This window comes from Pedococcus soli (assembly GCF_054782575.1).
Genome location: NZ_BAAGSF010000005.1, coordinates 154,386 through 167,470, shown reverse-complemented (window position 1 = coordinate 167,470; position 13,085 = coordinate 154,386). Strand labels below are relative to the sequence as shown.

Sequence of the window (13,085 nt, the reverse complement as noted above, 5' to 3'; positions counted from 1 at the left end):
GGGTGGTGCGGCTGGTCCCGGCCCTACTTGACGAAGGCCTTGAGGCCCAGCACCACGGGGTCGTGGTCCGAGGACCGGTACGGGCCGGGGTCGTGGAAGTCGGTCGAGTGGTAGTTGTAGCGGCTGTACTCCAGCGCCACCGACTCACCCGAGTTGATGTTCCAGTGGTCCGCGCCGGTGGACATCTTCAGACCCGCCGCGTTCACGAGGATGTGGTCGAGCGAACCCGAGGTCCCCGAGAACGAGTAGGAGTACTGGCCCGGGTCGAACGTCGAGCCCACGTCGGTGTACCCCGCCCGGTAGAGGACGTCGAGCGGGTCCTCCATCGTGTAGGAGTTGTAGTCACCGGCCATGACGATGGCCTTGGCGCCGTACTCGGCGGCCACCCCGGGGACCCAGTCGCGCAGCGCCTGGGCCTGCAGGACACGGCTGGTCACCGAGGCACCCTGCCCGTCTCCGGAGTCGGCGTCACCGGGGAACGGACCGGCCGAGCCCTTGGACTTGAAGTGGTTGACGACGAAGAGGAACTTGTCGCCCTTGCCCTTCTTCTTCTTGAAGGTCTGGGCGATCGGCTCACGGGCGTTGACGAAGGCCTGGCCCTCACCGCTCTGGTCGCCCAGGGCACGGGAGCGGTCGACGCGCATGACCGTCGCCGGCTTGTAGATCATCGCCGTGGTGATGAAGTCCTGCTGCGACACGGGCGGCAGGTCCGTCGACGAAGGCACGAAGGCCCACGTCCCGGCGCCGGCCTTGGCGTTGAGCGCGGCCACGAGGCGGCTGAGGGTCTCGTCGCGGCTGTGTCCGAACTGAGCGGAGTTCTCGACCTCCATGAGGCCGACGACGTCGGCGTCGAGCGCGTTGATCGCCGACACCTCCTTCTCCGTCTGGCGGGCCAGGTCGGCGGCGTCCCACGCCCCACGGTTGTCGCAGCCGTCGCGCACCGTGTCGCCGCTGCTGTCGCGGTCGTAGTAGGCGGTGCAGCTCGGGTCCGCGTCACCGAGGTCGGTGAAGTAGTTGAGCACGTTGAAGGAGGCGACCTTGAGGTCCGGCGTCCCGCGCTGGCTCAGGTCCCGCTCGTCGGGAGCCGGCGTGCGGGTGTTGGTGAAGGTCACCGGCGACGTCGCGTTGTCCGGGCCCACGACCTGGGAGGTGGGCTGGAAACGCCAGAGGTTGAAGCGGTAGTCCACGACGACCGGCGCCGTGAAGGTCGCCGGGGCGCCGACCCGGACCGGCTTCGTCGTCGAGACGTAGGCGGGGGTCTTGTCGGCGTTGAGCAGGCACGGGACGGGACGGGCGCCGCAGGTCGCGGTCGAGTAGCTGCTGGCCGTGAAGTTCGTCGACGAGCCGTCGTCGAGGGTGACCAGGCGCTTCGCGTTGTCCGCCACGACGGCGTCGGCCTCGGGCGTCCCGGGCTTGGCGACCTCGGTGTTCTGCAGCAGCGAGGTGGTGCCGACCGCGAGGCCGACCTCGCCGTACTGGTTGGTCCCGAAGGTGTTGGTCACCGTGTAGGCGCCGGTGGGCTGGAACAGCATCCCCTCGATGGACTCACGCTTCGCGTCCGTGGTCGGCCAGCCGGTGACGAGCGGCTGGACGGGGGTGAACGCGACCCCGGCGTCGACGACGTCGGCAGACGTGGTCGTGATCTCGGTGAGGCCACCGAACTCGCTGACCTTGCCGGTCACCTGGACGAAGTTGCCCACGACCGCCTCGGGCGAGAGCGTCCCGGGCTGGAAGACGTAGACGCCGTCGGAGGCGCCGTCGGCGCGCGGCTCGGGGCCGGTGCCCTGCGTCTGGAGGAAGAAGCCGTTGAAGCCGCCGGTCGGGTAGGCGGCGGTCACGACGCCCTTGACCACGACGGTCTCACCCGCGAGCGGGGAGGTCGCGCCGGGACCCTGCACCTCGGCGATGGTCTTCTCGACCGGGGCCGGCGGCGGGGGCGGGGTCTCCAGGCCGGTCGGGGTCGGGGCCCCTGCCTTGAAGTCGGCGCTGTTGTTCGCCGTGTTGGCGTGGGTCGCGTTGCGGCTGACCGAGGTCGTGTTGCTCGGTGCGACCGTCGGGCCGGTGCCCGCGTAGTCGTTCGCGGTCGTGCCGTACCCGACGAAGTCGATGACCTGCGCCGAGGCCGAGCAGGTGGCAGCGCACCCGGTCAAGGCCGTGGTGCTGTTGACGAGCGCGACCTTGCCCGCCGTGCCGGACATGGCGATCGTCCCGGTGGCGTCAGCCGGCACGTCGGAGCCGCCGCCGGTCCCTGCAGCCTCCTTGACCACGTACGTCGTACCCACGGGCAGCGTGCCCGTCAAGGGAGTCGTCGCCCAGCTGGCGCCGGTCGCCGAGGCGTACTGCACCGACCACCCGGCCAGGCTCACCGGGGCGCTGCCCGTGTTCGCCAGCTCGATGAAGTCGTACTTGTACGGTGCGCCGGAGTTGCCCCCACCGCCGTAGACCTCGTTGATGACCACACCCGCCGCGGGCGACGGTGCGGCCTGCGCACTCGTCGCCACGGAGACCACACCGGCGGTCAGCGCTATCGCGCCGGCCGCCCCCATCAGTTGCTTGCGACGTTCGCGCACAGCAGTCCTCCACACCCGAGTTGTTCTCGAAGAAAGTCGCGCCGCCCAGGGATGCGGGCCCGGCGCCAAGGGTGCAGTCAAACATGGACAGATGCCCCATACGAGGTATGGAAGGCGTCCAGAAGGTAAAGGTCAGGTCAGGTTCTCCAGGGGCACGCCCGGGTCGGCAAGTTTCGCCCGGTCGACGCTCGCGCGCGAGCGGATCAAGCCCTTGACGGCGTCGCCGACGTCCCACACGTTGACGTTCATCCCTGCCGTGACGGCCCCGTCGCGCAGCCAGAACGCGACGAACTCACGGCCGGTCAGGTCGCCGCGGACGACCACCTCGTCGTCGGGAGCGCCGAGCCCGTGGTACTCCATGCCCAAGTCGTACTGGTCGGTGAAGAAGTACGGCAGCTCGGCCTCGGGGGCGGACTGCTCGAGCATCCCCGCCGCCACGATGGTCGGCTGGTTGAGGGCGTTGGCCCAGTGCTCCACGCGCACCCGCCGCCCCAGGAACGGGTGCTCCACGTTGGCGACGTCACCGACGACGAAGACCTCGGGGTCGCTCGTGCGCCCCACCGCGTCGGCGACGATCCCGTTGTCGACCTCGAGGCCGGCGTCCGCGGCCAGACCCGTGTTGGGGGCGGCCCCGATGCCCACGACGACGAGGTCGGCAGGGACGGTGGAGCCGTCCGCCAGACGCACCCCGGTGACCGAACCGCCCTCACCCACGAGCTCCTCCACCTGCACCCCGGTGCGCAGGTCCACCCCGTGCTCCCGGTGCAGGTCGGCGAACACCTGGGCGACAGTGGGTCCGAGCACGCGCACGAGCGGCAGGTCGAGCGACTCCAGCACGGTGACGGTGGCACCGGCCTCCCGTGCGGCCGCCGCGACCTCGAGCCCGATCCACCCGCCACCGACGAGGACGACCCTGCGCCCGGGCTGCAACGCCCCCCTCAGGCGGTCGCTGTCCTCGATGGTGCGCAACGAGAGCACCCCGTCGAGGTCGGCCCCCGGGAGGTCGAGGTGTCGCGGTGAGCTGCCGGTGGCGAGCAGCAGCCGGTTCCAGCCGATCCGCTCCCCCGCCGCGGTCACCACCTCGTGGGCGTCACGATCGACCGCCGTCACCACGGTGCCGGTGCGCACCTCGACGTCGTGGGCGGCATACCAGTCCTGGTCGTGGACGAAGGCGTCGTCGAGCCCCTCGCCGGTCTTGAGGTAGTCCTTGGACAGCGGTGGGCGTTCGTACGGCAGGTGGTCCTCGCCCGCGAGGAGGACGAGGCGACCCTCGAAACCCTTGTCGCGCAACGCCTCCACCGACTTGGCTCCCGCGAGCCCGCCACCGACCACCACGAACGTCCGCTCATCAGCCATGTCCCCACCTTTGGTCGCTTCGCCCCCCAGCGCAACCCTCGGTCCGTGGACGACGAACGGGCCGACCCACCGTGAGGTGGGCCGGCCCGTTCGGGACGTGCTGGGGTCGAACGTCAGCCGGCGTCCTCGGAGGACTCGCCACGCTCGGAACGCTCGCCACCGCGACGACGGCGGTTGCGGCTGCGCCCACCATCGCGACGGTCGCCGCGCTCCTCACCGGAGTCGTTCGAGTCGTTCGAGTCGTTCGAGTCGCTCGAGTCGTTGGACTCGGGCGCCTCGTCGGAACCGGCGACGTCGGCGTCCGCGGCGGGGGCGGACTCGCCCTCACCCTCGGGCAGGACGGCGGCCAGCGACAGCTTGCCGCGCGGGTCGACCTCCTTGAGCTCGACCTGGACCTTCTGGCCGACGGCGAGGACGTCGTCGACGTTGTCGATCCGCTTGCCACCGACGAGCTTGCGCACCTCGGAGATGTGCAGCAGGCCGTCCTTGCCGGGCAGCAGGGAGATGAACGCACCGAACGTCGTGGTCTTGACCACGGTGCCCAGGAAGCGCTCGCCGACCTCCGGCATCTGCGGGTTCGCGATGGCGTTGACCATCGCGCGGGCCGCCTCGGCCGACGGACCGTCGGTCGCGCCGATGTAGACGGTGCCGTCGTCCTCGATGGAGATCTGGGCGCCGGTCTCGTCCTGGATCTGGTTGATCATCTTGCCCTTCGGCCCGATGACCTCGCCGATCTTGTCGACGGGGACCTGCACCGAGATGACGCGAGGAGCGAAGGGGCTCATCTCGTCCGGCACGTCGATGGCCTCGTTCATGACGTCGAGGATGTGCAGGCGCGCGTCGCGGGCCTGGGTCAGCGCGCCGGCCAGGACCGACGCGGGGATGCCGTCGAGCTTGGTGTCGAGCTGGATGGCCGTGACGAACTCACGCGTGCCGGCGACCTTGAAGTCCATGTCACCGAACGCGTCCTCGGCGCCGAGGATGTCGGTCAGCGCGGCGTACTGCGTCTGGCCGTCGACCTCGTCGGACACCAGGCCCATGGCGATGCCGGCGACCGGCGCGCGCAGCGGCACACCGGCGTTGAGCATCGACAGGGTCGAGGCGCAGACCGAGCCCATGGACGTCGAGCCGTTGGAACCGAGGGCCTCGGACACCTGGCGGATCGCGTAGGGGAACTCCTCACGCGTCGGCAGGACGGGCATGAGCGCCCGCTCCGCCAGCGCGCCGTGGCCGATCTCGCGGCGCTTCGGCGAACCCACCCGACCGGTCTCACCGGTGGAGTAGGGGGGGAAGTTGTAGTTGTGCATGTAGCGCTTGCGCGTCACCGGCGACAACGTGTCGAGCTGCTGCTCCATGCGGAGCATGTTCAGCGTGGTGACGCCCATGATCTGGGTCTCGCCGCGCTCGAACAGGGCCGAGCCGTGCACGCGCGGCAGGACCTCGACCTCGGCGCCGAGGGCGCGGATGTCGGCGAGGCCACGGCCGTCGATGCGGACCTTGTCGCGCAGGATGCGCTGACGGATCAGCTTCTTCTGCACCGACTTGTAGGCCGCGGAAATCTCCTTCTCGCGGCCGGCGAACTGCTGGCCCTCACCGGCGAGGGAGGCCTTGACGGCGTCCTTGATCTCGTCGATGCGCTCCTCGCGCTCCTGCTTCCCGGCGATGGTCAGCGCCTGCGTCAGGTCGTCCGAGGTCGCAGCCTCGACGGCGGCATAGGCGTCGTCCTCGTAGTCGAGGAAGATCGGGAACTCCTGGACGGGCTTGGCGGACTTGCTCGCCAGCTCGGCCTGGGCCTCGCACAGGACCTTGATGAACTTCTTGGCAGCCTCGAGGCCCTCGGCGACGACCTCTTCGGTCGGGGCCTGCTTGCCCTCGTTCTTGACCAGGTCCCACGTCTGCTCGGTGGACTCGGCCTCGACCATCATGATCGCGACGTCGTCACCGGCGACACGACCGGCGACGACCATGTCGAAGGTCGAGCGCTCGATGTCGGAGAAGTTCGGGAAGGCGACCCACTGGCCGTCGATCAGGGAGACGCGGACGCCACCGATCGGACCGGAGAAGGGCAGACCCGAGATCTGCGTGGAGGCGCTGGCCGCGTTGATGGCGAGCACGTCGTACTGGTGGTCGGGGTTGAGCGCGAGCACCGTGATGACGACCTGGACCTCGTTGCGCAGACCCTTGGTGAAGGTCGGGCGCAGCGGGCGGTCGATCAGGCGGCAGGTGAGGATCGCGTCGGTCGAGGGACGGCCCTCACGACGGAAGAACGAGCCGGGGATCTTGCCCGCGGCATACATCCGCTCCTCGACGTCGACCGTCAGGGGGAAGAAGTCGAATCCCTCGCGCGGGTGCTTCCCGGCGGTGGTGGTGGAGAGGAGCATCGTGTCCTCGTCCAGGTAGGCGGCGACAGCGCCACCGGCCTGCTTGGCCAGGCGTCCGGTCTCGAACCGGACCGTGCGGGTGCCGAACGAGCCGTTGTCGATGGTGGCTTCGGCGAACTGGATCTCTGGACCCTCCATTGGGCCCTCCTTCTGGGTGTCTACATCCACGTGCATCGTCGTTGTGCACGGGCTTCTTCTGGTCGTGCTGGTACTGCGGTGGTGCGGGTGTCCGGCAGGAGTGCCGGGCCCCATGCGACAGGGACGGCCCTCGTGGAGGACCGTCCCTGTCGGATGTTCAGCGGCGCAGGCCGAGGCGCTTGATCAGCGCGCGGTAACGCTCCACGTCGACGCTCTCGAGGTAGCGCAGCAGGCGGCGACGCTGGCCGACCAGCAGCAGCAGGCCGCGGCGGCTGTGGTGGTCGTGCTTGTGCTGGCGCGAGTGCTCGGTGAGGTCGAGGATGCGCTGCGTGAGCAGGGCGATCTGGACCTCGGGGGAACCGGTGTCGCCCTCGTGCGTGGCGTGCTCGGACATGATCTTCTGCTTGACTTCGGTGCTCAACGGCATGGGTCGACACTGCTCCTTCGTGGAATCGTTGCGCGGTGCCTCAGGGCTGGTTCACCTGGGCTCTCTGGATCCGCGGCCGGTCTACGGCGGTTGCAAGGTTACCAGCGGGCCGAGGTGCACCCTAATCGCCGTCGGTTCGCTCCTCCCGAGCACGATCCACGCGCGCGCCGTCCGCCTCGCGAAGGGCGCTGAGCCTCCTCGCGCCGGCGGTCCACAGGCCGCGCCGCCCGGAGCGCCTCGCTCGGCAGCTGGTCCGGCGGCTGCACCTCGAGGTGGGCGGGGAAACGTCGGCCGGCGTTGTCCCGCACCGCGTCAGCCGGGAAGGGCGTCACCTCCTGACCCTTCTCGTCGACCACCACCAGCCGCAGCCCTGCCACGCGAAGGGCCGCGACCAGGACGGGTTCCGGCAGCTTGCGCCGGCCTCCCTCGTATGCGGAGAGCGTCGCCTGCGCCACGCCGATGCTGCCGGCCATCTCGCGCTGGCTCAGCTGCGCCCGGCGTCGTGCCCTCAGCAGGTACCCCACACCATCGAACTCGTCCATGCGTCCTCCCCCGGCCGGCCGTTCCCCCTGGACGACCGACGCCTGAGGAACAGGGTCGCGGACGGGTGTGACAACGGCGGCGTTCGATGGAGCCCCGCTCCGATCCCGCCAGTGGGGACACGGGGTGGTGGAGTGACTACGTCACTGACGGCGGATCGTGATCAGTGACGTGGTCGCGTTGCCACACCCCCTGCTCCTGGCGGCATCGCGGGTGGTCTGGTCGGGAGGCGGCGAGTCGGCTGAGGGCGGGTGAGGGTGGGTCAGGCGGTCGAGGGCGGTGCGGCCTGGGGCCACTCGTCGGCGAGGAGGGCGTAGACGGCCAGGTCCGTCCAGCGCTCCTTGAACCACGAGCCCTTGACGAAGACGGCTTCGAGGCGCATGCCGAGCCGTTCGCAGACGCGCGACGACGCCGTGTTCTCGGGCTCGAGCTGCGCCCAGACACGGTGCACCCCGACCTCCCGGAAGGCCGCCTCGGTGATCGCCCTCGCGGCCTCGGTCGCGTACCCCTGCCCGGCGACGTCGGGCGCGAACACCCAGCCGATCTCCGCCTGCCTGCCGTCCGCGCCGTCGGGGCCCTCGAGGAGGATGAGCACGTCACCGATGACCCGGCCGTCGAGCTCCACCGCGAGGGTGAGGTTCGGCGACGTCGGGTCGATCCGGCCGGCTGTGGCCCGTTCGGAGACCAGGTCGGCGACCTGGTCCCGCGTCTTGGGCTCGCCCGGGATGTAACGGATCACCGAGGGCACCGACCGGTAGGCGAAGACGTCGTCCTCGTCACCGGGTCGGAAGCTGCGCAGCGTCAGCCGCTCGGTGGTGATCGGCAGGCTCACGCGCGCCATACGAGTGCCTCCGTCAGAGGTTGATCATGTGGCCGGCGATGCCCTCGACGGCCTCCTTGACGGCCTCGGACAGCGTCGGGTGAGCGAACACGTTGCGAGCGACCTCGTCGGCGGTGAGGTCCCACTTCTGCGCGAGGGTCAGCGCGGGCAGCAGCTCGGTGACGTCGGGCCCGATGAGGTGGGCGCCAATGATCTCGTTGTGCGTCGCGTCGGCGATGACCTTGACGAAGCCGACGGCGTCGCCGAGGCCCATGGCCTTGCCGTTGGCGGAGAACGGGAACTTGGCGACCTTGACGTCGTAGCCCTTCTCCTTGGCCTGCGCCTCCGTGTAGCCGAAGGAGGCGATCTGCGGCTGGCAGTAGGTCGCGCGCGGGATGAAGTCGTACTCGACCGGCATCGTCTCGGCGCCGGCCATCGTCTCGGCCGCCACGACACCCTGCGCCTCCGCGGTGTGCGCGAGCATGAGCTTGCCCGTGACGTCACCGATCGCGTAGACGTTCTCGACGTTGGTGCGGCAGTGGTCGTCGATGACGATGGCGCCGCGCTCCGTGGCGACACCGAGGTTCTCCAGGCCGTAGCCCTCGACGCGCGGGGCGAAGCCGATCGCCTGCATCACCTTGTCGGTCTCGATGACCGTCGACTCGCCACCGGCGGCCGGTGAGACCGTGACCTTGACCTTCTCGCCGCTGTCGTCGATCGACTCGACCTTGGTCGAGAGCATGATCGTGATGCCGAGCTTCTTGTAGTGCTTGAGCAGCTCCTTGGACACCTCGGCGTCCTCGGTCGGCACCATCCGGTCGAGGAACTCCACGATCGTCACGTCGACGCCGAAGTTCTTCAGGACGTAGGCGAACTCGACACCGATGGCACCGGAGCCGGCGATGACGATCGAGCCGGGCAGCTGGTCGGTGAGGATCTGCTCCTCGTACGTCACGACGCGGTCGGACAGCGAGGTGCCGGGGATGAGCCGGGTCGTCGCACCGGTGGCGATGATCAGCTTGTCGAAGGTGATCGACTGCTTCTCACCGGAGTTGAGGGCCACGTCCATCGACGTCGGGCTGGTCAGCGTGCCCCACCCGTCGATCTCGGTGATCTTGTTCTTCTTCATGAGGAAGTGGACGCCCTTGACGATGCCCGCGGAGACCGAGCGCGAGCGTGCGTGCGTGGGTCCGTAGGACATCGTGGCGTCGCCCTCGATGCCGAACTTGTCCTTCTCGTGCTGGAGGATGTGCGACAGCTCCGCGTTGCGCAGGAGAGCCTTCGACGGGATGCACCCGACGTTGAGGCAGACACCACCCCAGTACTTCGACTCGACCACCGCGGCCTTCAGACCGAGCTGGGACGCGCGGATCGCCGCGACGTACCCACCGGGACCAGCACCGAGCACCACCACATCGAAGTCAGCCATGACGGCAAGCCTACTGAGTGCGGGCGCGGTCCCCCACCGGTGGTCCCGCGACGGCGGGCAAAGCTGTCAGGGCAGCGTGCGGAGCACGTCGTAGATCCGTCGGGCGGCGGGCGCCGCCGTCGCCCCACCGGTGCCTCCCTGCGACACGACCACCGCCACCGCGTACCGCGGCTTGTCGGCCGGGGCGTACGACACGAACCAGGCCGTGTCCTGCTTCCCGAACGCCTCCGCCGTCCCGGTCTTCCCGGCCACCGGCCACTGGTCGAGCGGGAACCCTCGGAAGGCCTCCACGCCGGTCCCCTGGCGCACCACGCCCACGAGCGCGTCCTGCAGGAAGGCCAGCGTCCCGGCAGGGAAGGTGACCTTGCCCGCGGCCTTCGGGGGGACCGGCTCGAGGGCACCTCCGGGCGCCTCGAACCCCTTGGCCACCTGAGGTGTCCAGAGCGTCCCGCCGTTGGCGATCGCGGCATACACCCGCGCCATCTGGAGCGGGGTGGCGGTCGTGTCCCCCTGTCCGATGGCGAAGTTCGCGGCGTCACCGGCGCGGAACTGGAAACCGGTGCGGCAGTTCTCGACCGCCAGGGACCTCAGGTATGCCGCGCGGCCGGGGTCCGTGGCCGCGACCTCCGGGTAGCCGGTGCGCGCGCGTGCGCAGGTGTCGGTCCTGGTCGCTGCCCAGGTGGCCTGCTTCCACGCCCGGTCGGGGATCCGTCCCGCCTGCTCCCCCGGCAGGTCGACACCGGTCGCGGCCCCGAGCCCGAGCTCCTTGGCCATCGCCACGAACGGGTCCGCCGCGTCGCTCTTCGCGTCCAGGCCGCCCTGGGCCAGCCAGGACCGGTAGGCGAAGTCGTAGAAGATCGTGTCGCAGGAGACGACGATCGCCCGGCGCAGGTCGATGGGTCCGTAGGCCCGGGACTCGTAGTTGGCGAACCTGCGGTTGCCGATCGTGTAGCTCGAACCGCACTGGTAGGTGCCGCGCAGGTCGTTCCCGGCCTCGACGGCGGCCGGGATGCTCACGACCTTGAACGTGGAGGCGGGCGGGTAGGCACCGGCGGTGACCCGCGAGACGAGCGGCGTCCCAGCGCTCGCGTCGGTGAGCGCGGCGAGCGCCTTGGTCGAGATGCCGCCGGTCCAGACGGCCGGGTCGTACGTCGGGTAGCTGGCGGCAGCGACGACGGCACCGTTCGTCACGTCGAGGACCACGGCTGCCCCCGAGTCGGCCCGGAACCCACGGGTGCGGGCCGAGGTCGCCGCCGAGCGGAGGGCCGACTCGGCCGCCGACTGGACCCGCGCGTCGAGGTTGGTGACGAGGTCCTTGCCCGGCACCGGCGCTGTGCTCGACACCTGGCCGTCGACGACGCCGCGGGGGTCCAGCGACACCGTGTCCGACCCGGGGACCCCGCGCAGCTGTGCGTCGTACTGCTGTTCCAGCCCCGCCCGGCCGACCAGGTCCAACCCGGTGACCGCGCCCCGGGAGGAGGCGACGTCGCTCTCCGAGGCCCGCCCGAGGTACCCGAGCACGTGCGCCGCGTTGACCGTCGACTGCGGGTAGTCGCGCACGGGCTGGGCGCCGACCGTCACCCCCGGGAACCTGTCGGGGTGCTCCAGCAGCCCCAGGGCCCTGGCCGGGTCGGCACCGGACACCAGCGGGACCGGGACGTACGGCGACCCGGCCCAGCACACCGGCTGCGGCGGGGCGCCCTTCGCGCCACAGAGCTGGGTGCGTCCCCAGAGCTCGTCGAACGGGACCTGCAACGCCGTGGCGATCCGTCGCACCAGCGCGCGCCCGCCGTCGCCGGCGTCGGCCAGCACCCCGCGGGAGACCGACACCACGGTGCGGGTGGAGTTGTCGGCGAGCGGGAGGCCGTTGCGGTCGAGGATGCGCCCGCGGACGGCGGGTTCGGTCACCGTCCGGGTGTTGAGCGTGGCGGCGGCGCGCTCGTACTGGGCGTGATCACCGATCTGGACCTGCCCGAGCCGGGCCACCAGCGTGCCGACCAGGCTGAGCGCCACCAGTCCGAAGACCCAGATCCGGGCGAGGCGCGGCCGGGGGCGGTTCACGACCGGGCTCGCAGCTGCTGCTCGGCCCGGACGAGCGCGGGGACGGTGAGCGCACACAGCAGCGCGGTGAGGACGAGCCGCACGACCGTGTCGGCCGGCGACAGCGCGGAACCGGCAAGGAGCGCCACGATCGCCCCGCCGCCGAGCAGGACCGTGGAGCACAGCACTCCCACGACGGCCACCCAGCGCCAGGACGCCAGCCCCTCACGGCGCCCGGCCCCCGCGAGCAGGCCGCACACGGCATACGTCAGGGCGGCGGTGCCGAGCAGGGCGGACCCGGGCGGGACCAGGTCGACCACCCACCCGGCGCCGAGGCCGAGGAGGGCCCCCCGGGTGGGGCCACCGACGAGGGCGCCGGCGACGACCACGGGCAGGACGAGGTCAGGGAGCAACAGGGGCGTGCGGGCACCGATCGCGACCGCGAGCACGGCGAGCACCACCAGCGCGGCACCCCGGACGAGGCGGACCCGGCCAGCACCGGCAGCGAGGTGAGCGGTGGTCGTCACCTAGCCACCCCCGTGGACGGCGCGCGTGGGACGGTCCGGCCCGCAGGGACGAGCACCCCGACCACGTCGAGGGTGGTGACGTCCACGGCTGGCCTGACACCGGCGGTCGGCACGAGGGCGGCCGGGTCGCCGTCCACCTCGGTGACCGTGCCAACCCGGAGCCCGGGGAGGTATGGCGTGCCGTCGAGGCTTCCCAACGTGGTCACCACGTCGCCGTGCGAGAGCGTCCCCCGCTGCACGGGGGTGAGGGTGAGCTCCCCCGGCGCCTGCCGACGCGGGCCGGTCGCGCCGCTGCCGACCGAGCCGAGCACCCCAGCGCCCGCCCGCACGGAGATGGTGAGGTCGGCGGCCCCGACGAGCTGCACGTCCGCGGTCCACGGCGACACGGCGACGACGCGTCCGACGAGCCCGTCCGCGTTGACCACGGCACGGTCGATCCGCACCCCGTCCCGGGAGCCTGCGTCGATGGTGACGCGTTCGGGGCCGGCCGACCCGGCGCGGCCGACGGCGACGACCCTGGCGGGGACGAACGCCCGGCCCCTGGTCTCGGGGGCCCGCAGCAACCGCTGGAACGCCGCGGCCTCGGTCGCCTGCGCGGCCACGGTGTCGGCGGCGGTGGCCGCCCGGGTCCCGCGAACGCCGGGGTCGTCCCGGCCGACCTCCGGCCGCAGCAGCCCCTCGACCGGCCCGAGCACCACACCGGCAGCGGTGCGGACCGCGCCCGTCCCCGGCGCCCCGGCGAGGTCGGCGACGAGCACCACGATCGTGGCGAGCAGGAGGGTGGTGAGCAGTCGGCGCGACCGGTCGCTGCGCAGGGGGCGAGCGGCGGTGCGGGGCGAACGGCGGGGTCGGGGCAT

General features: G+C 71.2%; 10 protein-coding genes. All 10 read right to left on the bottom strand.

Annotation, left to right across the window (positions count from 1 at the left end; all coding sequences use genetic code 11):
• Window positions 1-23 precede the first annotated feature (23 nt).
• A complete protein-coding gene (locus tag ACYVKF_RS13885; RefSeq protein ID WP_460967148.1) occupies window positions 24-2,570 on the bottom strand; it encodes an ExeM/NucH family extracellular endonuclease in 2,547 nt (848 codons plus the stop codon).
• A 132-nt stretch (window positions 2,571-2,702) separates the two neighbouring features.
• Window positions 2,703-3,926 carry an NAD(P)/FAD-dependent oxidoreductase gene (locus ACYVKF_RS13880; RefSeq protein ID WP_056917717.1) on the bottom strand — a complete coding sequence of 408 codons (1,224 nt, stop codon included), beginning with the start codon at window positions 3,924-3,926 and terminating at the stop codon, window positions 2,703-2,705.
• Between the two features lie 113 nt (window positions 3,927-4,039).
• A complete protein-coding gene (locus ACYVKF_RS13875) occupies window positions 4,040-6,445 on the bottom strand; it encodes a polyribonucleotide nucleotidyltransferase (RefSeq protein ID WP_460967146.1) in 2,406 nt (801 codons plus the stop codon).
• 157 nt (window positions 6,446-6,602) lie between these two features.
• On the bottom strand, window positions 6,603-6,872 hold the full coding sequence (gene rpsO, locus ACYVKF_RS13870) for a 30S ribosomal protein S15 (protein ID WP_056917719.1): 270 nt from the start codon (window positions 6,870-6,872) through the stop codon (window positions 6,603-6,605).
• Window positions 6,873-6,970: 98 nt separating this feature from the next.
• Complete coding sequence (locus ACYVKF_RS13865; RefSeq protein WP_460967144.1) at window positions 6,971-7,414, bottom strand: helix-turn-helix domain-containing protein; 444 nt, start codon at window positions 7,412-7,414, stop codon at window positions 6,971-6,973.
• 260 nt (window positions 7,415-7,674) lie between these two features.
• On the bottom strand, window positions 7,675-8,244 hold the full coding sequence (locus tag ACYVKF_RS13860) for a GNAT family N-acetyltransferase (protein ID WP_460967142.1): 570 nt from the start codon (window positions 8,242-8,244) through the stop codon (window positions 7,675-7,677).
• Between the two features lie 22 nt (window positions 8,245-8,266).
• The gene (gene lpdA, locus ACYVKF_RS13855) at window positions 8,267-9,661 is read right to left on the bottom strand and encodes a dihydrolipoyl dehydrogenase (protein WP_056920000.1); all 1,395 of its coding nucleotides are present in this window, start codon (window positions 9,659-9,661) and stop codon (window positions 8,267-8,269) included.
• Between the two features lie 66 nt (window positions 9,662-9,727).
• Window positions 9,728-11,722: a penicillin-binding protein 2 gene (gene mrdA, locus ACYVKF_RS13850; RefSeq protein WP_460967140.1), complete on the bottom strand. Its 1,995-nt coding sequence runs from the start codon at window positions 11,720-11,722 to the stop codon at window positions 9,728-9,730.
• Window positions 11,719-12,228, bottom strand: coding sequence for a rod shape-determining protein MreD (locus ACYVKF_RS13845; RefSeq protein WP_460967138.1), 510 nt, complete (start codon window positions 12,226-12,228; stop codon window positions 11,719-11,721). Before ACYVKF_RS13845 ends, mrdA begins: the two co-directional genes overlap by 4 nt.
• On the bottom strand, window positions 12,225-13,085 hold the full coding sequence (gene mreC, locus ACYVKF_RS13840; RefSeq protein WP_460967136.1) for a rod shape-determining protein MreC: 861 nt from the start codon (window positions 13,083-13,085) through the stop codon (window positions 12,225-12,227). The genes ACYVKF_RS13845 and mreC overlap by 4 nt, the downstream gene beginning before the upstream one ends.